Annotated in this window: 23 protein-coding genes; 2 read left to right on the top strand and 21 right to left on the bottom strand. The window is 51.4% G+C overall.

Going from position 1 to position 17,741, the window contains the following annotated elements; genetic code table 11:
- Positions 1 to 5 precede the first annotated feature (5 nt).
- The 7 genes from INP78_RS08820 to gltX all read right to left on the bottom strand — a co-directional run bounded on the left by INP78_RS08820 (position 6) and on the right by gltX (position 6,484).
- The gene (locus tag INP78_RS08820; protein WP_194741848.1) at positions 6 to 1,160 is read right to left on the bottom strand and encodes an ATP phosphoribosyltransferase regulatory subunit; all 1,155 of its coding nucleotides are present in this window, start codon (positions 1,158 to 1,160) and stop codon (positions 6 to 8) included.
- Positions 1,161 to 1,283: 123 nt separating this feature from the next.
- A complete protein-coding gene (locus tag INP78_RS08815) occupies positions 1,284 to 1,463 on the bottom strand; it encodes a DUF2065 domain-containing protein (RefSeq protein WP_194741847.1) in 180 nt (59 codons plus the stop codon).
- 16 nt (positions 1,464 to 1,479) lie between these two features.
- On the bottom strand, positions 1,480 to 2,349 hold the full coding sequence (gene hflC, locus INP78_RS08810; protein WP_194741846.1) for a protease modulator HflC: 870 nt from the start codon (positions 2,347 to 2,349) through the stop codon (positions 1,480 to 1,482).
- Between the two features lie 23 nt (positions 2,350 to 2,372).
- Complete coding sequence (gene hflK / locus INP78_RS08805) at positions 2,373 to 3,566, bottom strand: FtsH protease activity modulator HflK (protein WP_194741845.1); 1,194 nt, start codon at positions 3,564 to 3,566, stop codon at positions 2,373 to 2,375.
- Between the two features lie 26 nt (positions 3,567 to 3,592).
- Complete coding sequence (hflX, locus tag INP78_RS08800; protein ID WP_194741844.1) at positions 3,593 to 4,720, bottom strand: GTPase HflX; 1,128 nt, start codon at positions 4,718 to 4,720, stop codon at positions 3,593 to 3,595.
- A gap of 3 nt (positions 4,721 to 4,723) precedes the next feature.
- Positions 4,724 to 4,966: an RNA chaperone Hfq gene (gene hfq / locus INP78_RS08795; protein ID WP_019882148.1), complete on the bottom strand. Its 243-nt coding sequence runs from the start codon at positions 4,964 to 4,966 to the stop codon at positions 4,724 to 4,726.
- 111 nt (positions 4,967 to 5,077) lie between these two features.
- Positions 5,078 to 6,484 (bottom strand): glutamate--tRNA ligase, encoded by a 1,407-nt coding sequence (gene gltX / locus INP78_RS08790; protein ID WP_194741843.1) that lies wholly within the window; start codon positions 6,482 to 6,484, stop codon positions 5,078 to 5,080.
- Between the two features lie 68 nt (positions 6,485 to 6,552).
- On the opposite strand from gltX, the gene INP78_RS08785 reads away from it, so the two are divergent.
- Positions 6,553 to 6,948, top strand: coding sequence for a hypothetical protein (locus INP78_RS08785; protein WP_228522765.1), 396 nt, complete (start codon positions 6,553 to 6,555; stop codon positions 6,946 to 6,948).
- Between the two features lie 64 nt (positions 6,949 to 7,012).
- On the opposite strand, the gene rimO is transcribed toward INP78_RS08785, so the two are convergent.
- From rimO to rluD, 6 genes are all read right to left on the bottom strand, one after another.
- The gene (rimO, locus tag INP78_RS08780; RefSeq protein ID WP_194741842.1) at positions 7,013 to 8,347 is read right to left on the bottom strand and encodes a 30S ribosomal protein S12 methylthiotransferase RimO; all 1,335 of its coding nucleotides are present in this window, start codon (positions 8,345 to 8,347) and stop codon (positions 7,013 to 7,015) included.
- Positions 8,348 to 8,359: 12 nt separating this feature from the next.
- Positions 8,360 to 9,277: a ZIP family metal transporter gene (locus INP78_RS08775; protein ID WP_194741841.1), complete on the bottom strand. Its 918-nt coding sequence runs from the start codon at positions 9,275 to 9,277 to the stop codon at positions 8,360 to 8,362.
- A 110-nt stretch (positions 9,278 to 9,387) separates the two neighbouring features.
- Positions 9,388 to 9,813, bottom strand: coding sequence for a hypothetical protein (locus INP78_RS08770; protein WP_194741840.1), 426 nt, complete (start codon positions 9,811 to 9,813; stop codon positions 9,388 to 9,390).
- Positions 9,814 to 9,824: 11 nt separating this feature from the next.
- On the bottom strand, positions 9,825 to 10,472 hold the full coding sequence (locus tag INP78_RS08765; protein WP_194741839.1) for an HAD family hydrolase: 648 nt from the start codon (positions 10,470 to 10,472) through the stop codon (positions 9,825 to 9,827).
- Between the two features lie 117 nt (positions 10,473 to 10,589).
- On the bottom strand, positions 10,590 to 11,318 hold the full coding sequence (gene pgeF / locus INP78_RS08760; RefSeq protein ID WP_194741838.1) for a peptidoglycan editing factor PgeF: 729 nt from the start codon (positions 11,316 to 11,318) through the stop codon (positions 10,590 to 10,592).
- Positions 11,318 to 12,427, bottom strand: coding sequence for a 23S rRNA pseudouridine(1911/1915/1917) synthase RluD (gene rluD, locus INP78_RS08755; RefSeq protein ID WP_194741837.1), 1,110 nt, complete (start codon positions 12,425 to 12,427; stop codon positions 11,318 to 11,320). The genes pgeF and rluD overlap by 1 nt, the downstream gene beginning before the upstream one ends.
- Before the next feature lie 47 nt (positions 12,428 to 12,474).
- On the opposite strand from rluD, the gene INP78_RS08750 reads away from it, so the two are divergent.
- A complete protein-coding gene (locus tag INP78_RS08750; RefSeq protein ID WP_194741836.1) occupies positions 12,475 to 13,308 on the top strand; it encodes an outer membrane protein assembly factor BamD in 834 nt (277 codons plus the stop codon).
- 54 nt (positions 13,309 to 13,362) lie between these two features.
- On the opposite strand, the gene INP78_RS08745 is transcribed toward INP78_RS08750, so the two are convergent.
- The 8 genes from INP78_RS08745 to INP78_RS08710 form a co-directional block, all read right to left on the bottom strand.
- Positions 13,363 to 13,776, bottom strand: coding sequence for a hypothetical protein (locus tag INP78_RS08745; protein ID WP_228522764.1), 414 nt, complete (start codon positions 13,774 to 13,776; stop codon positions 13,363 to 13,365).
- A gap of 1 nt (position 13,777) precedes the next feature.
- Positions 13,778 to 14,095 (bottom strand): MliC family protein, encoded by a 318-nt coding sequence (locus INP78_RS08740; protein ID WP_194741835.1) that lies wholly within the window; start codon positions 14,093 to 14,095, stop codon positions 13,778 to 13,780.
- Positions 14,092 to 14,424, bottom strand: a complete 333-nt coding sequence (locus INP78_RS08735) for a YnfA family protein (protein WP_368667984.1) — start codon at positions 14,422 to 14,424, stop codon at positions 14,092 to 14,094. Before INP78_RS08735 ends, INP78_RS08740 begins: the two co-directional genes overlap by 4 nt.
- An 81-nt stretch (positions 14,425 to 14,505) precedes the next feature.
- Positions 14,506 to 14,892, bottom strand: coding sequence for a hypothetical protein (locus INP78_RS08730; protein WP_228522763.1), 387 nt, complete (start codon positions 14,890 to 14,892; stop codon positions 14,506 to 14,508).
- A gap of 3 nt (positions 14,893 to 14,895) precedes the next feature.
- Entirely contained in the window at positions 14,896 to 15,201 is a 306-nt protein-coding gene (locus INP78_RS08725; RefSeq protein ID WP_194741833.1) for a hypothetical protein, read from the bottom strand.
- Between the two features lie 108 nt (positions 15,202 to 15,309).
- Positions 15,310 to 16,509 carry a PQQ-dependent sugar dehydrogenase gene (locus tag INP78_RS08720; protein ID WP_194741832.1) on the bottom strand — a complete coding sequence of 400 codons (1,200 nt, stop codon included), beginning with the start codon at positions 16,507 to 16,509 and terminating at the stop codon, positions 15,310 to 15,312.
- Between the two features lie 184 nt (positions 16,510 to 16,693).
- Positions 16,694 to 16,921 (bottom strand): hypothetical protein, encoded by a 228-nt coding sequence (locus INP78_RS08715; protein ID WP_228522762.1) that lies wholly within the window; start codon positions 16,919 to 16,921, stop codon positions 16,694 to 16,696.
- Positions 16,922 to 16,992: 71 nt separating this feature from the next.
- The gene (locus tag INP78_RS08710) at positions 16,993 to 17,625 is read right to left on the bottom strand and encodes a hypothetical protein (RefSeq protein WP_228522761.1); all 633 of its coding nucleotides are present in this window, start codon (positions 17,623 to 17,625) and stop codon (positions 16,993 to 16,995) included.
- Between the last annotated feature and the right edge of the window lie 116 nt (positions 17,626 to 17,741).

Below are 17,741 nucleotides of genomic sequence, written 5' to 3'. Positions count from 1 at the left end.
CTGACTTATACAGCCACCACTTGCCAGCGACCATCGATCTTTTGCAGAGTGCGGTCACAAGCCAATTCAGAATAGTTCACAGGCATATCTGGCAATGCTTCCACCACAATCTGCCCTTGTGAACGCAAGGTGTCGATCAAAGACAATAGTTCTGGTTCTGCCGCCACCGGCGCCAGAATCCCTTTATTCAGTGTTGCCGGACCCAATGCCTGCAACGCGCCACGCAAATCCAGGCTAAAGCCGGTTGCCGGACGTGCACGGCCAAACGCTGCACCGACTTCATCGTAACGTCCGCCCAATGCAATCGGGCCTGCATAGCCTTTGGCATAAGCGGCAAACACCATGCCACTGTGATAGTGATAACCGCGCAGCTCGCTCAAATCAATAGTCACGGTGACATCATCCGTGGTCAGTGTATTTGCCACGGTTTCCAGTTCTCGTAACGCCTGTGCTATCTCTTCAGATTCCGGCAAAATATCATGCGCTTGATCCAACACTTCTACGCCACCATTCAGCTGGGTGAGTGCGACAAAGGCCTGGCGGGATTTTTCCGGCAGATTCGCTACCAGTTGCTCTACCAGCGTAATGTCTTTTGCCTGCAACGCAGCTTGCAGTGCCTGCTCCTGCTGTACGCCCAACTGCGCCATATGTGACAAGCTGGCAAAAATAGTCGCGTGGCTCAGGTCAACGAACAATGTGCGCATACCTAATAACTGCAATGCTTTGACCATCAGGCGCTGCACTTCGATATCACTCTCAATGCCCGCGTGGCCATACAATTCAGCGCCCAGTTGCAAAGGCTCGCGCGTACGCGCTAATCCATCCGGCTTGGTGCGCAACACCGTGCCTGCATAACACAGGCGTGAAACACCCTGGTGGTTCAACATGTGTGCATCAATGCGTGCTGCTTGTGGCGTCGTATCTGCGCGCAAACCCATCAGGCGCCCGGTCAACTGATCTACCACTTTAAACGTCGCAATATCCAGGTCATGCCCGGTGCCAGTCAACAATGACTCCACATACTCCATCATGGGTGGCATCACATATTGATAGCCATGCACGCGGAACAGGTCCAGCAGTTGTCGGCGGTAAGATTCAAGACGCGCCGCATCTGCGGGCAATACATCTTCAATATATTCAGGAAGTAACCAATTATGCATCCTGCCATTATACCCGCAAACCCCTACCTAAGGCACGGCTTTAGCAGTCGTGATGACACGGCATGGTGAGTGACAATAAAAAAGCACGCAGGGTTGCGTGCTTTTTTAACTCCAACCAGTGGCTCAACGGTTCAGCCACAACACCAGCAATCCGGCGACCACTGAAGCAAATCCCACAAAACGGATCTGCCCATCGCGCAATTGCAGCAGTTTTTCAAAGGTCTGACGCCATGCCCGGGTAAACAGCAGTGGCATCAAACCTTCAACCAACAGCACACCACCGATCAGCCACCACCAGTTCATACGGCATCAGGCAAAATTACTTCTTGCCACTGCTACGCATGTATTTAAAGAACTCCGAGCTTTGGTCAAGCACCATCACGTCAGATTTACTTTTGAAGCTGTTTTTATAAGCTTCCTGGCTGCGGTAAAACGCATAAAATTCCGGGTTTTTACCAAACGCCTGTGCAGAAACCTCAGCCGCTTTGGCATCGCCCTCACCCTTTACCTTTTGTGCATCACGGTAAGCTTCGGCAATAATCACTTCGCGTTGCTTATCCGCATCGGCGCGAATTTTTTCCGCGGCCGCTGCACCTTGTGAGCGCAGTTCGTTCGCCACAGATTTACGCTCAGCTTCCATACGCTGATACACCGATTCGCTGACTTCTTTTGGCAAATCGACACGACGCAGACGCACATCCAGAATCTGGATACCCATCTGACGGCTTTCCTTATCGGCACGCTGGCGCAGGATTTCCATGATCTCGGAACGCTCGCCTGACACCACATCATGAATCGTGCGTTTACCAAACTCGGCGCGCAAACCATCGTTCACCATTTGCGACAAACGTCGCTCAGCCTGTACCTCGTCACCACGGACTGATACATAGTACTTGGACGGGTCAACAATACGCCATTTTACAAAAGAATCCACCAGCACGTTTTTCTTTTCACTGGTGATAAAACGGTCTGGCTCTTCCCAGTTCAGGGTCAGGATACGCTTATCGTAATAGCGGATGTTTTCCACCATAGGCATCTTGAAATACAGCCCAGGCTCGCTCTTAACCGACACAATTTCACCCAGACGGAACACCAGTGCGTATTCGCGCTGGTCTACGGTATAGGCCGAAGAGGTAATGATCACCAGTAGAACAAACACCCCGATTAACAGACTTCCAATATTTCTCATAATGTATTTTCCTTCAGGGCAATCTAGCGGTATTCGCGATCACGGTTACGCATCGCATCACGCGAGCGATCCGAGGTGCTTGAGTCGGCTTGCGTCTCCTGCACAGGCTTGTCAGCCACTGCCGCAGGGGCAGATGCCGCATTACCGGCTGCACCGCTCATGCTCATGAGTTTATCCAGTGGTAAATACAGCAGGCTGTTACCGCCCTTTTGGTCCACCAGCACTTTGCTGGTATTCGCCAGCACATGTTCTTGCGCATCCAGATACAGGCGTTGACGGGTCACTTCTGGTGCCTTGTTATATTGCGCCAGAATCTGCTCGAAACGGTCAGCGTTACCCTTGGCTTCGTTTTCTACACGCAACTTATAACCTGCAGCCTCTTCAGACAAGCGGGCGGCGGTACCGCGCGCCTTAGGAATCACGTCATTCGCGTAAGCCTGGCCTTCATTTTTCTGGCGTTCCAGATCCTGCTTGGCTTTGACTGCATCGTCAAACGCCGCTTGCACCTGTTCTGGCGGCTGCGCATTCTGCATGGTCACGTTGACAATATTGATACCGGACTTATACCTGTCCAGCATTTCCTGCATGAGTTTTTTCGCTTTGGCAGCCACGTCATCACGGCCTTCATACAGCACAAAGTCCATTTTGCTCTTACCGACGATTTCGCGAATCGCAGTTTCTGCCACGCCACGCACACTCTCTTCGGTAGAACGATTGCTAAACTGGTAATCCTCCACCGACTTCAGGTTGTATTGCACCGCCACCTGCAAGTCGATGATGTTTTCATCATCTGTCAACATGAGTGATTCCCTGAGCTCTTTGCTGCGGCCAGACTCACTGTCAAACGAACGGTAGCCCATTTCTATGGTACGCACCTGCTCCAGGTTGACGTTTTCTATGGTTTCAATCGGGAACGGCAAATGCCAGCGCGGACCAGGCATGGTGGTTTCCACATGCTGGCCAAAGCGCAATACCACGCCACGTGAACCCTGGTCGACAATATAGAAGCCTGAACCTAACCAGATCAAGGCGACTAAACCAAGAATCGGCGCTACTGGCAATGGTTGTGGTGCAGGCGAACTGCCTCTAGGGCCGCCACCCTGGCCGCCTTTGTTGCCAAACAAACGATTCAGCTTTTGATTCAAATCCTTGAATACCTCATCCAGGTCAGGCGGGCCTTCGTTATTCTTATTCCAAAAGCCGGGGAATTTTCTCATGCTAGTACTCCGTGTTTTTTGATTTTTTAAACATAAGCACTTTCTTCCGTGCTCAGTTTTTTCAAATATTGCTGATGTTGTAACAGCGCCTGGCGCAAATCCTCAATACCAGTACCCTCTCGTGCCGAGACACGCACCGTACGGATGTTACCATATTCGTCCAGGTCGACTCCGGGCGCCATGCCCATGCGGTCAATCTGGTTCAACACCAGAATCTGTGGGACATTAGCAGCGCCAATCTCGTTCAGCACAATATTGACCTGCTCAATCTGATTGTCGCGATTCGGGCTGGCCACATCGACAATATGCAGCAACAAGTCGGCCTGCGCCGCTTCTTCCAGCGTAGCACCAAAGGCTTCAATCAAGGTGGTAGGCAAATGCTTGATAAATCCAACGGTGTCAGACAACACCACAGGGTAGCCATCAGGCAAGTGCATTTTTCGCGAGGTGGTATCCAGCGTGGCGAACAGCTGATCCGCCGCATAGACGCCAGAGTGCGTCAATCGGTTAAACAAGGTAGATTTTCCGGCGTTGGTGTAGCCAACCAGCGACACCGTCATTAGGTTAGAGCGCTTGCGCGCACGCCGCTGCATACCGCGCTGCTGTTTAAGCTTATCCAGCTTTTCACGCAACTGCTTGACGCGTACGCGCAGCATACGTCTATCCAGCTCCAGCTGTGTTTCACCTGGGCCGCCACGCACACCGATACCACCTTTTTGCCGCTCAAGGTGGGTCCAGCCACGCACCAGCCGTGTTGACAAGTGCTCCAGTTGCGCCAGCTCGACCTGCAATTTACCTTCGTGCGACTGCGCGCGCTGGGCAAAAATATCCAGAATCAGGCCGGTGCGGTCAACCACACGCGCTTCGAGCAGTTTTTCGAGGTTGCGTTGTTGCGACGGGCTCAAGTCATGATTAAAGGCAGCCACCTTGCTATCATGTGCTGCCAATAAGGCCTTGAGCTCATCAGCCTTACCAGAACCGATGAAGTATTTGGGATCGGGAGCCTGACGCTTGCCTTCCAGCGTCGCTGAGATATTCAATCCGGCAGTGCCGGCGAGGTGGCGGAGTTCTTGCAAACTTTCTTCGTAGTCAGCATCACCAAAGTTGACGCTGACCAGAACGACGGCATCTCCGCCGCTTGGTCTATCAAACATGCATTAAGATTCTTGTGCTGTTTCGTGTGGCGCCAGACTCACTGGACGCGCTGGAACAATGGTTGAAATCGCGTGTTTGTATACCATCTGGGTCACTGTATTTTTTAACAAAATCACATACTGGTCGAAAGAGTCGACTTGACCTTGCAGCTTGATACCATTAACCAGATAAATAGACACTTGCACGTGTTCTTTTCTTAAGGCGTTCAGAAAAGGGTCTTGTAACATTTGGCCTTTATTATTCATAGAATTGCTCCTTGTTTGTTTTAATCGTATTGGAGTTTTTATTATCTTGAACACCAATCCATCATAATGACTATGATTGTACTAATTTGTTCCAATTTCAATCCCCGCACCTTATTTTTTTGGAAATAATGCGCGAATACGCTGCAAACAGGCCTCTTTACCCAGAATAGACATCACCTGATCAATACTGGGTGACTGCGCGATACCGATTAAAGCGACCCGCAATGGCATGGCCAGTTTGGGGAACTTGATCTGTTGCTCAGCCACGACCTGATTTAGCGCATCGTGTAATTTATCGGCAGCCCAGTCGGAATCTTGAGTCTTCTCCAAGAAACTTTCTATATATGCAGCCGTTTCTTCCTGGATATGCTTGGCGGCATCAGCCTCATTGATGGTAGGCGCCTGGTAGAAGAACGCAATTTCTTTCGCCAGTTGATTGAGGTTATTGGCGCGCTCACGGTATAAATTCAGCACCGCCAGCAAGTCTGGGGACTGCGTCTCCGTCACGCCCAGGGCAGCCAGGCGTGGCTTCACTTCATCCGCGATGCGCTCTAATGGCAACGTTTTAATATAGTGTGCATTGAGCCAGTTGAGTTTTTCGGTATTAAACTGCGCAGCAGAAGGCGTGATATGGTCGAGGTCAAACCAGGCACAGAACTGCTCCATGCTGAATACCTCATCATCACCATGTGACCAGCCCAGACGCGCCAGGTAATTGAGCACCGCTTCACGCAAGTAACCGTCTTCGTGATACTGCATCACACTCACGGCACCATGGCGTTTGGAGAGTTTTTGGCCGTCATCGCCCAGAATCATGGACAAATGCGCATATTGCGGCACTTGCGCCCCCAGGGCTTGCAACATATTGATCTGGCGCGGCGTATTATTCACATGGTCATCACCACGAATCACCTGCGTCACGCCCATTTCCCAGTCATCAACAACAACACAGAAGTTATAGGTTGGCGTGCCATCGGCGCGCGCAATAATCAGGTCATCCAGCTCGGCATTGGCAATTTCAATGCGGCCTTTGACCATATCATCCCAGGCCACCACACCAGTGGTTGGGTTTTTGAAACGCACGACTGGCGGGATATCTTTGGGCGCGTCAGGCAAGGTCTTGCCTGTTTCCGGGCGCCAGCGGCCATCATAGCGTGGCTTGATCCCCTGCTGCATTTGCGTTTCACGCAAGGCGTCCAGCTCTTCTTTGCTGCAATAGCAATAGTAGGCATGGCCGTCATCCAGCATTTTCTGAATGATTTTTTTGTATGTATCCATACGCTGCATCTGGTAAAACGGGCCTTCGTCATGGTCCAGTTGCAACCATGCCATGCCATCCAGAATCGCCTGTACCGCCTCTGGCGTTGAACGTGCGACATCGGTATCTTCAATCCGCAAGATAAACTGTCCGCCATGGCGCTTGGCATACGCCCATGAGAACAAAGCAGTACGTGCGCCGCCAATATGAAGATAACCGGTTGGACTAGGGGCAAAACGGGTTTTAACAGGGTGTGACATGAATAACTTTCTGAACGCTCAAGCCCGCCATTTTAACATGGCAGCCGCACTCCTGCCTGCATCCACCTTTGCGGCAAAATGGCGGCGGCCAGATTGAAGCCAGCGCGCAAACGCGATATGATGCAGCCATGACGCAACTCCCCTCTTCCAACAGCGATATTCATGTCGGCGAGCTTTATGGCAAACCGGCTGCACCAGGCCAAACCAGCGCGATTTACCATGTGGTTGCCGTGCACAAGCTAGGCATTACCTTGCAAAATATGGATAACCCGCTGAGTCAGTTTGAGACCACCGCCAGCAAATTGCTGCAATCAGGGTATGTGCGTTTAAGCCAAACCCCTTATGTCAACCTGCAACAAACAGGCAAACGCAAATCAGCGCAACAAAAACTCAAACGCTGTCCGTTTACGCTGGATGTGTTTGCCGAGCGCGCCGACTGTGAACGACCGGCAGTGACCGCCTAAGCGAAATGAGCAATAAAAAATGCCGCGATTGCGGCATTTTTTACGTGTTTTATATCCAGCTGGCTTAAAACTCAGGCGGCGCGCCAATCAAGTCGTGACCTTGCGAGTCAACGATTTGCACATCGACAAAATCACCCGGATTTAAGCCATCTGCATCTTGCAGGTAGACGATACCGTCAATTTCCGGCGCATCGCTTTTGGTCCGCGCAATGGCGATCACGTTGCCGTCATCATCTTCAGTCAGTTCATCCACCAGCACGGTTTGCAGGCTACCAATCTTGGCCGCCACTTTAGCCGCACTGATGCGCTCCTGCACCTCCATAAAGCGGCTTAAACGCTCTTGCTTGATTTCTTCTGCCACTGGGTCAGGCAAGGCATTGGCCGCTGCACCATCGACTGCTGAATAAGCAAAACAGCCTACGCGGTCCAACTGTGCTTCTTCCATAAAGTCGAGCAACATTTTAAAGTCATCTTCGGTTTCACCCGGGAAGCCAACAATAAAAGTACTGCGGATCGCAATCTCAGGGCAGATATCACGCCAGGCCTTGATACGCGCCAGGTTGTTTTCACTGCTGGCCGGGCGTTTCATGGACTTGAGGATACGTGGGCTGGCGTGCTGCAATGGCACATCCAGATAAGGCAAAATCGCCCCCTCTGCCATCAGCGGAATCACATCATCCACATGCGGGTAAGGATACACATAATGCAAACGCACCCACACACCTAACTCACCCAGCGATTTACTGAGTTCCGTCATATGTGTTTTCACCGGACGGCCATTCCAGAAACCTTTGCGGAACTTCATGTCCACGCCATAAGCAGACGTATCTTGTGAAATCACCAGGATTTCTGACACACCGGCATTGACCAGACTTTCGGCCTCATTAAGCACATCACCAATCGGGCGGCTGACCAGGTCGCCGCGCATGCTAGGGATAATGCAGAAGCTGCAACGGTGGTTACAGCCCTCTGAAATTTTGAGGTAAGCATAATGCTTGGGCGTCAGACGAATCCCTTGTGGCGGAACCAGGTCTGCAAATGGATCATGCGGCTTGGGCAAATGCGTATGCACATGGCCCATCACCTCTTCCAGCGCATGCGGGCCGGTCACGGCCAATACGCTAGGGTGCGCGCCAGTCACTACGTCTTTTTTGGCCCCCAGGCAGCCAGTGACAATTACTTTGCCGTTTTTATTAAGCGCTTCACCAATCGCATCCAGCGATTCCTGCACGGCCGAGTCAATAAAGCCGCAGGTATTAACGACCACCAGGTCTGACTGCTCGTAGCTGTTGCTGATTTCATAGCCCTCAGCACGCAGCTGGGTCAAAATACGCTCGGAATCCGACCCCGCTTTGGGGCAACCCAAGGAAACAAACCCGACTTTAGGCGAACTTTGCATAGTGATTCTCTCTTAACCTTCTACCAACCATTTGGTCAGGGCGACCGATGCCACGCCCAACACAATTAACAATATCTGACTCAGGGTATCGCGCAGTGCCGTGCGTTTATGCAAGCCAGGAATCAAATCAGCCACCGCCACATACAGCATGCTCGCCGCTGCCAGGCTTAAAATGTACGGCACCCACTGCTCAACCAGATTCAACGCCAGATAGGCAATCAGCCCACCCGCCAGCGTCGCCAGGCTGGACGCAATATTAAACAAGAATGCTTTTTTCTTGCTGTAGCCGGAGTGCAGCAAAATCAGGAAATCACCCACTTCTTGTGGGATTTCGTGCGCAATAATCGCTAATGCCGTGACCAAGCCAACTTGCATATCGACCATAAAGGCTGCACAAATCAGGATGCCATCGACAAAGTTATGGAAAGTATCACCGACCATAATCATCAAGCCACTACGGCCACCATCGTGTGCATGCGCATGATGATGCCCCACCACCTGCGCTGGCGCAGCCTGCGGCAATTTGAACTTGATCGCGCCTTGCGGCTTTTTAGTTGCCTGCTGTTCCGGATGTAACTCAGGGCAATGCGCCTCATCATGCATGGCATGCATTTCACAATGCTCACCGTGGCAATGCCGCCACAACACCAGTTTTTCCAGGGTAAAAAACAGCAACACGCCGAACAGCATGGTGGCGGTCATGGCCTCGATATTGGGGCTGGTTTCAATCGCATGCGGCAAGATTTCGAGAAACACCGCGGCCAGCAAGGCGCCAATGGCATAGCTCACCAACAAAGGTACCCAATGCTTTTTGGCATTGAGCGCAAACACCGCCGCCACACAGACGCTTAAGACACCGCCCAGCAAACAAGCCAGCACCATGCCGGTAAGCGGTGAAATCGTTGAAAATAATAAAGACAAATGAGCCATGCCGTGTTTATTGCGGGAAGCCGCGCATTATACGTGAGTTATCAAAAAAACAAAGCATAAACAAACAGTTATGCTTTATCAGTCGCCAGGGACTATCAGGCGATTAAGCCTTAAATAAACTGTGCCACAATATAACCGATGACAATGCCGATCAACAAAGCCATGGTCAGCCCGCGATACGTCAGCACATCACGCGAATAACCGCGGCGGATGGCGATATAGGACACCAGGTAGCCCATAGCATTGAGCAACCAGATAAAACCGAAACTGAGCACTTTAACGATAATGGGACCGATGAGTGGCACCAGGCCGATAATGCCGACCAGCCAGACAAATAGTCCTGTCACCAAACCAACCAGCACGGTCACACCTGCTAATACGCGGGCATCCCAATCCAGATACATGCCTGCAGCGATTAATGCCGTCAAGCCTACTACCAGCAAGATATTCGGCCAGACCCGTTGACCACTCAACAAAGGGTCGACACCTGTACTAAAGCTTGCCGGATGGCGTCGAACACGTAATCGCTTGAGCATAATAAAAGAATCTATAAAGTTGAGATTAAACCAGCAAGGTCCTGCACCTTGGTGCAGCTATGCCAATGCGGTTTGCGCATGGCAACATCACCGGCATAGCCCCAACTGACCAGGGCAAAATCCATCTGGTTGGCATCGGCCGACATCCCGTCTTCCAGGCGATCACCAATATACAAACAATCCTGTACGGTTAGCGCGTTATCAGCCACCACGCGACCTATCATCTCGGCTTTGGATTTGAGTGGCGGATTAAAATAATCCAACGCATAGACCCCGGTAAAAAACGCCTGCCAGCCCAAATGCGTCATGATTCTTTCAGTCGGGTAAAAACGCTTGTTGGTCGCAATATACAACTGGTAGCCTAGGTCTTTGAGTTGCTGCAGCATGGCTGACACGCCATCAAAGACGACAGACTGCAGGCAACCTGTACTGTCATAATGCTGTTTGAATGCCGCGGCCAGCGTGTTCAATACCGTGGTATCTTCGCTCCCGGAAAGCCGTTTCAGCGTTTCCATCAACGGCGGGCCAATGACATCCTGCGTCAGCGGTGCCGCCAATGGCGTATTGGTGGTGCTAAATGCCAGACCAAAACAATGCAAAATGCTGGGTGCAGAATCGATTAATGTGCCGTCTAAATCAAAAATTAAATGCTGTTTCATAAGAGTGTTTAGGTTTGTTTTTATTTAACCGCCGATAAACGCCGATGCACGCCGATAAAAAATCCGTTAGCAGTATCGGCGTGCATCTGCGTTTATCGGCGGTCAATTAGAATTTGTTTATTCCAGCCAGATAAAACACCCCATGCGGCCTGTATCGCCATCGCGCCTGAAGCTGAAAAAGGTCTCAGGTTCATTAAATGTGCAGCGGCCGCCACCATACACCTGCGTGATACCGAGTGTTTGCAGGCGCTGGCTGGCAATCGCATATAAATCACCTAGCCATTTGTCACCCTTGGCTTTAAAGGCGAGCTCAGCCTGAGCGTCTTGCGCGATAAACTGCGCCCTCACCTCGCCACCAACTTCAAACGCCTCAGGGCCAATGGCAGGCCCCAGCCAGGCCATCAATTGATCAGCCTGCACAGGCATAGCGTTGACAGTCGCTTCAATGACGCCGTCACACAAACTGCGCCAACCAGCATGAATCGCCGCCACAGCCGTGCCAGCCTGATTACACAACAACACGGGCAAACAATCCGCGGTCATGGTCACGCACACCACCTGCTTACGCGTAGCAAAACTGGCATCTGCACTTTCCAGGCAAGACGACAAAGCCGCGTCGATCACACGCACGCCATGCACCTGGTTGAGCCATATCGGCTCACTGGGCATGTAGCCGCTCAGTAATTGCCGATTAGCAGCGACGTGCTGCGGATGGTCTTTGACATGATCACCCAAGTTCAAGCTGGCATACACGCCCGTACTCACGCCACCATTGCGCGTGGTCTGCATGGCTTTCACATTGGCAGGCGCAGGCCAGTCAGGGGTGATGAATGTCAGGCCTGCCATCACTCGTCCTCATCGCCCCAATCTTCGTCCAGATCGTCCTCGGACTCATCAAAGTCGTCGTCGCCCCAGTCTTCGTCATCATCACCGATAAACAGGCCATTTTCATCGACATTAAAATCAGGTGGCGGCAATTCCTCTACCGGCTTGACCACGCGCATGGCTTCCAGCAGCTCACGCATATCGTCGGCCAATTCAATCTGCCATTCCATAGGCTCATTGGTCACCGGGTGGATCAAGCCCAATTTAATAGCGTGTAACGCCTGGCGTTTAAAGTTACCAATCACCTCACGCAGCTCTGGCGTCATCATCTTGTGCGGAATAATATTGCCGATGCCATACATCGGGTCACCGACCATAGGCGCTTTTAAATGCTGCAAATGCACGCGGATCTGGTGTGTACGGCCAGTTTCGAGGTTACAGCGCAGGTAAGTATTGGTGCCAAAGCGCTCCAGAATCTCATAATGCGTGATGGCCGGGCGACCACGGCGAATCACTGCCATCTTGGTGCGGTGATGCGGGTGGCGGCCAACAGGCTGGTCGACCTTGCCGTTACGCCACAACTGGCCCCACACAATCGCGCGGTACTCACGTTTCACCGTACGTGCCTGTAACTGGCGCACTAGGCTGGTTTGCGCCTCCAGCGTTTTGGCCACCACCAGCAAACCGCTGGTATCTTTGTCCAACCGATGCACAATACCCGCACGCGGCACTTCTTTTAAAGCAGGCCAATGGAACAGCAAAGCGTTGAGCAAGGTGCCGCTCCAGTTACCAGCGGCCGGATGCACCACCAGCCCGGCAGGCTTATTAATAATGATCAGGGCGTCGTCTTCGTAAACAACGTCCAAAGGGATATCTTCAGGTTCAAACGCGTTTTCCTGCGCATTTTTAGGCGGCGTGATGTCCAGTTTTTCACCGCCCCAAACCTTGGTTTTGGCGGTGGTAGCCTTGCCATCCAGCAAGACAAGTTCCTCTTTGATCCATGCCTGCAATCGGCTACGGGAATGGTCGGGCAACATTTGCTGCAAAGCCAGATCGAGACGCTGCCCGCCGAGATTGCCAGGAACGACCAGATGTAAGGAGGCGCTTTCTTTCATATTTTCAAACGGCATCAGTTATAATGCCCTGAGTTTCCTTTGATAAAACAACATTAAACAACATGCTTCGCATTTTACCGCTTAACACCCTGTTCACGCGTGCTTTTATTTTAATCACCGCGCTGGCTTTGAGTGCTTGTGCCATTTTCGGCAACCCGAATCCACCGGATGAGACCAAAGGCTGGGCAGAACAACGCCTCTACGCTGCAGGCCAGGAAAAGATGGCCGACAAGAACTACGACAAGGCGATTGAGTATTTCCAGAAGCTTGAAGCGCGTTATCCGCATGGGGCTTATGCCACGCAAGCGCAGCTCGAAGTCGCCTATGCCTACTATAAAAAAACTGAACCGGTGTTGTGTTTATCTGCCGTTGACCGTTTTATCAAGCTGCATCCTAACCACCCTAACCTCGATTACGCCTACTATCTCAAAGGCCTAGCCACCTTTAACGAGCGTGGCATCATGGAGAAATATACCAAGCAGGAAATCAACGACCGCGACCCAAAAACCTTACGCGTGTCATTTAACGCATTCAAAGAGTTGGTCGAGCGCTTTCCTACCAGCCGTTATGCCAAAGACTCGACCCAACGCATGGTCTACCTGGTCAATACGCTGGCCATGCACGAAATGCACGTTGCGCGTTACTACATGCAACGTAAAGCCTATGTCGCAGCCCTTAACCGCACCAGATACGTGTTGGAAACTTACCCGAACTCCAGTTCTGTTGAGGATGCGTTAGTCACGATGATCAGCGCCTATGACGCCATGGATATGGCTGACCTGAAAGCCGATACATTGCGCATCCTGAAAACCAACTACCCTGAAAATCCAATGATTACCGGCAAGATCAATGAAGATGAAAAGGTTTGGTGGAAGTTCTGGGAAAGCCTGTACTAAGCCTAGCATTACAACAAAAACGCCAGCATTGCTGGCGTTTTTTATTGCCTCTGTTTAAGGCCGAGTATCACACTCCTTGGCCGACTGCGCCTCAGCGGCAAACGCCTCTCGCTCAAACGGATTGTCATAATACGCATGTCGTCCACAAATGGCTTGCCAGGCACCCGCCAACAGATAGGCCGGAATAAACAATATCCCCCAGCGCTCAGCCTGACGGACATGCACATGTTCATGCGCACGCAACTGTTGCAAGCAATCAACAGAATGCCCGAGTACCACATGCCCCAAGGTTAACGCAGAAAAGCTGCTGAGATGCGTCAGTTTGCTTGCCAGCCAACCGCCAGATACCTCCAGCACACCATCCACTGTACGCGCACCAGCACCGGTGACCAATAACAAGCTAGCGCATAACAGCCCCAACAAACTGGTGGGCGATGCCCAGGCATAACGCAAGTAACGTTTCAGCAAACTACGACCTTGCCTGGCACTGAATAGGCAGCATACGGCCAATTTCCACCGTCAAGGCATCGCCTTTACCACGGATGGTATTCGGCCCGTTGCTGTAGATAAATCCAGAGCCACTAGGCTGCTGTGGCAAGCTGATTTCACTTTGTGCGCGCATCAGCACCGCGCTGGCAGGTTCGGCCACAAAGCGTACGCGCAAGACTTCCCCATTCTGGCAATCAAACACCACGGCCTCTGGTCTTGCCAGCGGCGGCTTGGCAACACAGCCTGCAAGCATCACAGCCAAACACGCATGGATACCAACAACCATCGCCCTACTCATGCTGGCCTCGGTGCACACATAATAATGGCCATGCCCAACATGGCCACTGCCACCCCCAGCATATCCCAGCCAGTCGGTTTAATGCCGTCTACCAGCCATAACCAGATGATGGCCACGCCGATATACACGCCTCCATAAGCAGCATAGACACGGCCAGCCGCCGTCGGGTGCAAAGTCAGCAACCAGGCGAACAATGCCAAGCTCAGCGCGGCAGGCACCAATAGCCAGGCACTTTTACCGGCTTTGAGCCATAGATAAGGCAGGTAGCAACCGACAATCTCGGCCACGGCTGTCAGTGCAAATAAAAACAGTGTTTTAAGCAAAAGAATCCCTTTTATAAAGTAGCAAGCAATGGTGGATGCCACGGACGAGCAAAGCTGGTGATATGCGAAATTGGCAGCGAAATCTGCTTAAGGCTGTTGCTTTAATCGATGCTGCAACCAATACAATACGACCCCCACTACCAGGTTCAGGCTGGACTGTAACAAGGGCAGAAACAGAAAAATCAGGCTTCCCTGCGCATCTGGATACATGACCAGGGTTTGCATATAAATCCACGCCACCACACATACCTGGAAGAGGCTGAAGTTGCGCCATCGTTTCTGGATTTCACTGCGGTCAAAGAAATAGCGGCCTGCGAACATAATCACATAGGGCATCACTGTCCATAATGTCATCAGCAACCCAGTACGGTAGCTGAGAAACTGCAAGCCACTGGCGGCATAGATCTCAAAACCAATGGCGGCTAATGCCCCAGCCAGGGCGGTCAGGGTGATGGACAGGTTAATACGCATCATGACTCAAGAAAGTTGTACCCAACGATAGTTTTTTATTTTACCTGGCGGCAAATCAAACGAGCGTGCGCCAGACAAGGTAAATGAGGCCCCGGTTGCGACCGACGTTGGCGCATCAATCACCGCGGTCGGTTTGGATTGATCTACCACAATCACATCCACCGTCGCCGGGTCAGACTGATTGCCAGCATCATCTTCTACAATCAGCTGAAAACGATGCCTGCCAGGCGGTAAGGGGTTCGCCGCATCAATAGTGACTTCAATGGTAGAGGTATTGGTCCTGATTTCCTGCCCGGTCGTAAACTTTGCCATGCCAGCCGCTCCTTTTTGATTCAACAAACGTAGAAATTACATGCCTGACAATGTATGCCAGATTGCCTTCGCGGGCAAGCAAGGCCCGCAAAAACAAACGCTTGCAGATTATTCCTGTTCTGAAATCAGCAGTTGATTATGGTCGGTTTTGAGGTAAAACGTACCATTCTGGTCGATCTGGATGGCACGTATGCGATAGCCACTCAACACCGGCTCGGCATACACCAGCGCACTACCCTCTTTACGCACACGGTACAAAGTAGTGTTGCCCATGCCTGCAACAAACAAATCGTTATCCCAAAAGTCATTGCGGCCGGTAGAAGGATATTTCACCAGCGGGCCGATGCCGATAGAAGGCACGAAGGTCATCGCCGGTTTTTCGTAGCCCTCATGGCTATTGAATTTGTTGCCGTAATAGCCGCTCATGCCATCGCGCTCATAAATGGTGCCATAACTGACAATCGGCCAGCCGTAGTTTTTGCCGCGTTTGATCAGGTTAATTTCATCGCCGCCGCGCGGGCCGTGGTCGGTGAGCCACAACTCATTGCTTTCACGGTCAAAATACAGGCCGCCAGAAGGCGAGCGAAAGCCTGAGGCATAGACTTCGGCATTCAGGCGTTGCAAATCAATGCGCACCACTTTACCCAGCGAGGTTGTTTTGTCTTGCACGCGGTCAGGCTTGGAGAAATCCCCCAGGCTAAGGTATAGCGTGCGCTCATTTTCACCCAGCGCCAATTTGCCACCCACCTGGTGGCCCAAAATCGGCTCTTTAATCGCCGGGCGGCTGATATAAATCTCGCGATTAAAACTGACTTCGCTATTTTCAACATCGACCTCAAACTCGCTCACCGCTAGCCGCACGCCATTACTCGCCTCGTCCCAGGCGGTATAAGCCACATACAACGTTTTGCCCACCAGCAAAGAGTCTTTCACGCCAGACAATTCGCGGCAATACACCAGTTGCTTGCTGCTGCTTTCGTCAGAGGATGTTTCGCCGCCAGGGATAAACTTGGCCAAGGGTTTGCCAGGTTTCACCAACTCCATGCTGTCGTTTTGGCGGACGAAAAAAACTTCGCCGCACTTGCTGATAAACAGGAATAATTTTTTATCCAGCCGCTCAAAGGGGCCGGAGGGATACTGGTCTTCAAACGGTAATTTGTACTCTTTAAGGGTTTGCGTACCAAACACCGAACTGATTCTTGGAGGCTCGGGGGCTTTATTGGCTTCTTTGTCAGCCTCAGCCGCCTCGCTGCCAGACAGCAATAACCTGGGTACGACATCGTCACCCGCCAGCGCGGTAACTGGCATGACACAACTGAGACAAAAGACAACAACACTGAATGCCCTAAGGGCAGAGGTCGCGATTGAACATCGCTGATTAGAATAATGCAAAACAAGACTCTCCGTTAGCTAGCTTCTTTTCGAGTCCCCCATCCCAAAAAAGTTTATACAGCCTTAAAAATTTGAATTTAAAACAATATAAATCAATATTTTATTTATTTTTATTAATGTAATTTGTGACTATAATTTTTAATACCAAGGCAGAAATCATCACGCCCCAGGCGGCTAATGTCAACTTGATAAACGCTGCAAAGGCATCCTGCTGGCAAACTGCTTGCAAGAAAGAAAATGTATCCTCACAGCCAAAGGCCACCACTGCAAACGCAAAACCTGGCCCCAGGTGCAAAATACTCAATCCATAAATCAAACCACGTAACAACTCAGACTCCAAACATCCAACAATAAAATACCTTTAATGCCACCGAACGATGCCATCCCTGCCTGCAAGGCTTACTGCATGCCTTTAAATATCTGGTAACTACCGCCGGTGTAATTCCCTTGAAAGGAAGTGGCCCTCACGCCAGCAGCGACTTCCATTTCGAACGGCATCCGCTCATAAGCATAAAAGTAGCGCCCTTTTTGCACGCAACGATCACAAGGGCTATTGTCATAACTATACACGTCAACCTGCGCATCGCCGACCCCTTGAATGCGCTGTTGATGATAGCCCGCCAGAATGACTTTCTCTATCACCACGCCAGGCGTGGTTTTAATCTGCCAAGTCACTGCTTCATAGGACATCAGGCCTAAAATAATCGGCGTTGTCTCATCACTGATATTCACGGTAACGGTGCGCTGATCCCTGCCAGGGCTCAATAATGTCCGACACGCACTCACGGTAGAAGGCTCTGGTTTATCTGCAGACTCACTCATCGCCTGGCATTGTGCCCACCATGGCCGTTTATCAGCCGTTTCCGGCAATTGCCCCTGATAAACGCCTATCACGTGCAAAGCCGCTTTCGAGGCAGACTGTGGCTTCACAACAGGCACTTGAGTGATCGTGCTAGGGACAGTACTGCAACAAGCCGCTACCAGCAGTGGCACAACTAACAGATAGCCCAATAATCGACGCTGATTCGTCATCCTTACTCTTTCTGGTCTGCGAACACATATCACTTTCTTACTGCCAGTAAGCTCAGCGATATCATAAAAAAGGCCCCTATCGGGGCCACAAGGTTTGAAATAGCCAACCCTGTTTA

This window comes from Methylophilus sp. 14 (assembly GCF_015354345.1).
Taxonomy (GTDB): domain Bacteria; phylum Pseudomonadota; class Gammaproteobacteria; order Burkholderiales; family Methylophilaceae; genus Methylophilus.
Note: the sequence above shows the minus strand (reverse complement) of the source record. Positions and strands in the feature narration are given on the sequence as shown.

What these genes read in the sequence shown, in the direction of transcription:
- INP78_RS08725 (WP_194741833.1), bottom strand. Translation starts at nt 15,201, where the DNA reads ATGGCAAAGTTTACGACCGGGCAGGAAATCAGGACCAATACCTCTACC.
- gltX (WP_194741843.1), bottom strand. Translation starts at nt 6,484, where the DNA reads ATGTCACACCCTGTTAAAACCCGTTTTGCCCCTAGTCCAACCGGTTAT.
- INP78_RS08740 (WP_194741835.1), bottom strand. Translation starts at nt 14,095, where the DNA reads ATGAGTAGGGCGATGGTTGTTGGTATCCATGCGTGTTTGGCTGTGATG.
- hfq (WP_019882148.1), bottom strand. Translation starts at nt 4,966, where the DNA reads ATGAATAATAAAGGCCAAATGTTACAAGACCCTTTTCTGAACGCCTTA.
- INP78_RS08730 (WP_228522763.1), bottom strand. Translation starts at nt 14,892, where the DNA reads ATGATGCGTATTAACCTGTCCATCACCCTGACCGCCCTGGCTGGGGCA.
- INP78_RS08820 (WP_194741848.1), bottom strand. Translation starts at nt 1,160, where the DNA reads ATGCATAATTGGTTACTTCCTGAATATATTGAAGATGTATTGCCCGCA.
- hflC (WP_194741846.1), bottom strand. Translation starts at nt 2,349, where the DNA reads ATGAGAAATATTGGAAGTCTGTTAATCGGGGTGTTTGTTCTACTGGTG.
- INP78_RS08815 (WP_194741847.1), bottom strand. Translation starts at nt 1,463, where the DNA reads ATGAACTGGTGGTGGCTGATCGGTGGTGTGCTGTTGGTTGAAGGTTTG.
- hflK (WP_194741845.1), bottom strand. Translation starts at nt 3,566, where the DNA reads ATGAGAAAATTCCCCGGCTTTTGGAATAAGAATAACGAAGGCCCGCCT.
- INP78_RS08710 (WP_228522761.1), bottom strand. Translation starts at nt 17,625, where the DNA reads ATGACGAATCAGCGTCGATTATTGGGCTATCTGTTAGTTGTGCCACTG.
- INP78_RS08765 (WP_194741839.1), bottom strand. Translation starts at nt 10,472, where the DNA reads ATGAAACAGCATTTAATTTTTGATTTAGACGGCACATTAATCGATTCT.
- INP78_RS08720 (WP_194741832.1), bottom strand. Translation starts at nt 16,509, where the DNA reads ATGCCAGTTACCGCGCTGGCGGGTGACGATGTCGTACCCAGGTTATTG.
- hflX (WP_194741844.1), bottom strand. Translation starts at nt 4,720, where the DNA reads ATGTTTGATAGACCAAGCGGCGGAGATGCCGTCGTTCTGGTCAGCGTC.
- INP78_RS08775 (WP_194741841.1), bottom strand. Translation starts at nt 9,277, where the DNA reads ATGGCTCATTTGTCTTTATTATTTTCAACGATTTCACCGCTTACCGGC.
- rluD (WP_194741837.1), bottom strand. Translation starts at nt 12,427, where the DNA reads ATGCCGTTTGAAAATATGAAAGAAAGCGCCTCCTTACATCTGGTCGTT.
- INP78_RS08750 (WP_194741836.1), top strand. Translation starts at nt 12,475, where the DNA reads ATGCTTCGCATTTTACCGCTTAACACCCTGTTCACGCGTGCTTTTATT.
- INP78_RS08770 (WP_194741840.1), bottom strand. Translation starts at nt 9,813, where the DNA reads ATGCTCAAGCGATTACGTGTTCGACGCCATCCGGCAAGCTTTAGTACA.
- pgeF (WP_194741838.1), bottom strand. Translation starts at nt 11,318, where the DNA reads ATGGCAGGCCTGACATTCATCACCCCTGACTGGCCTGCGCCTGCCAAT.
- rimO (WP_194741842.1), bottom strand. Translation starts at nt 8,347, where the DNA reads ATGCAAAGTTCGCCTAAAGTCGGGTTTGTTTCCTTGGGTTGCCCCAAA.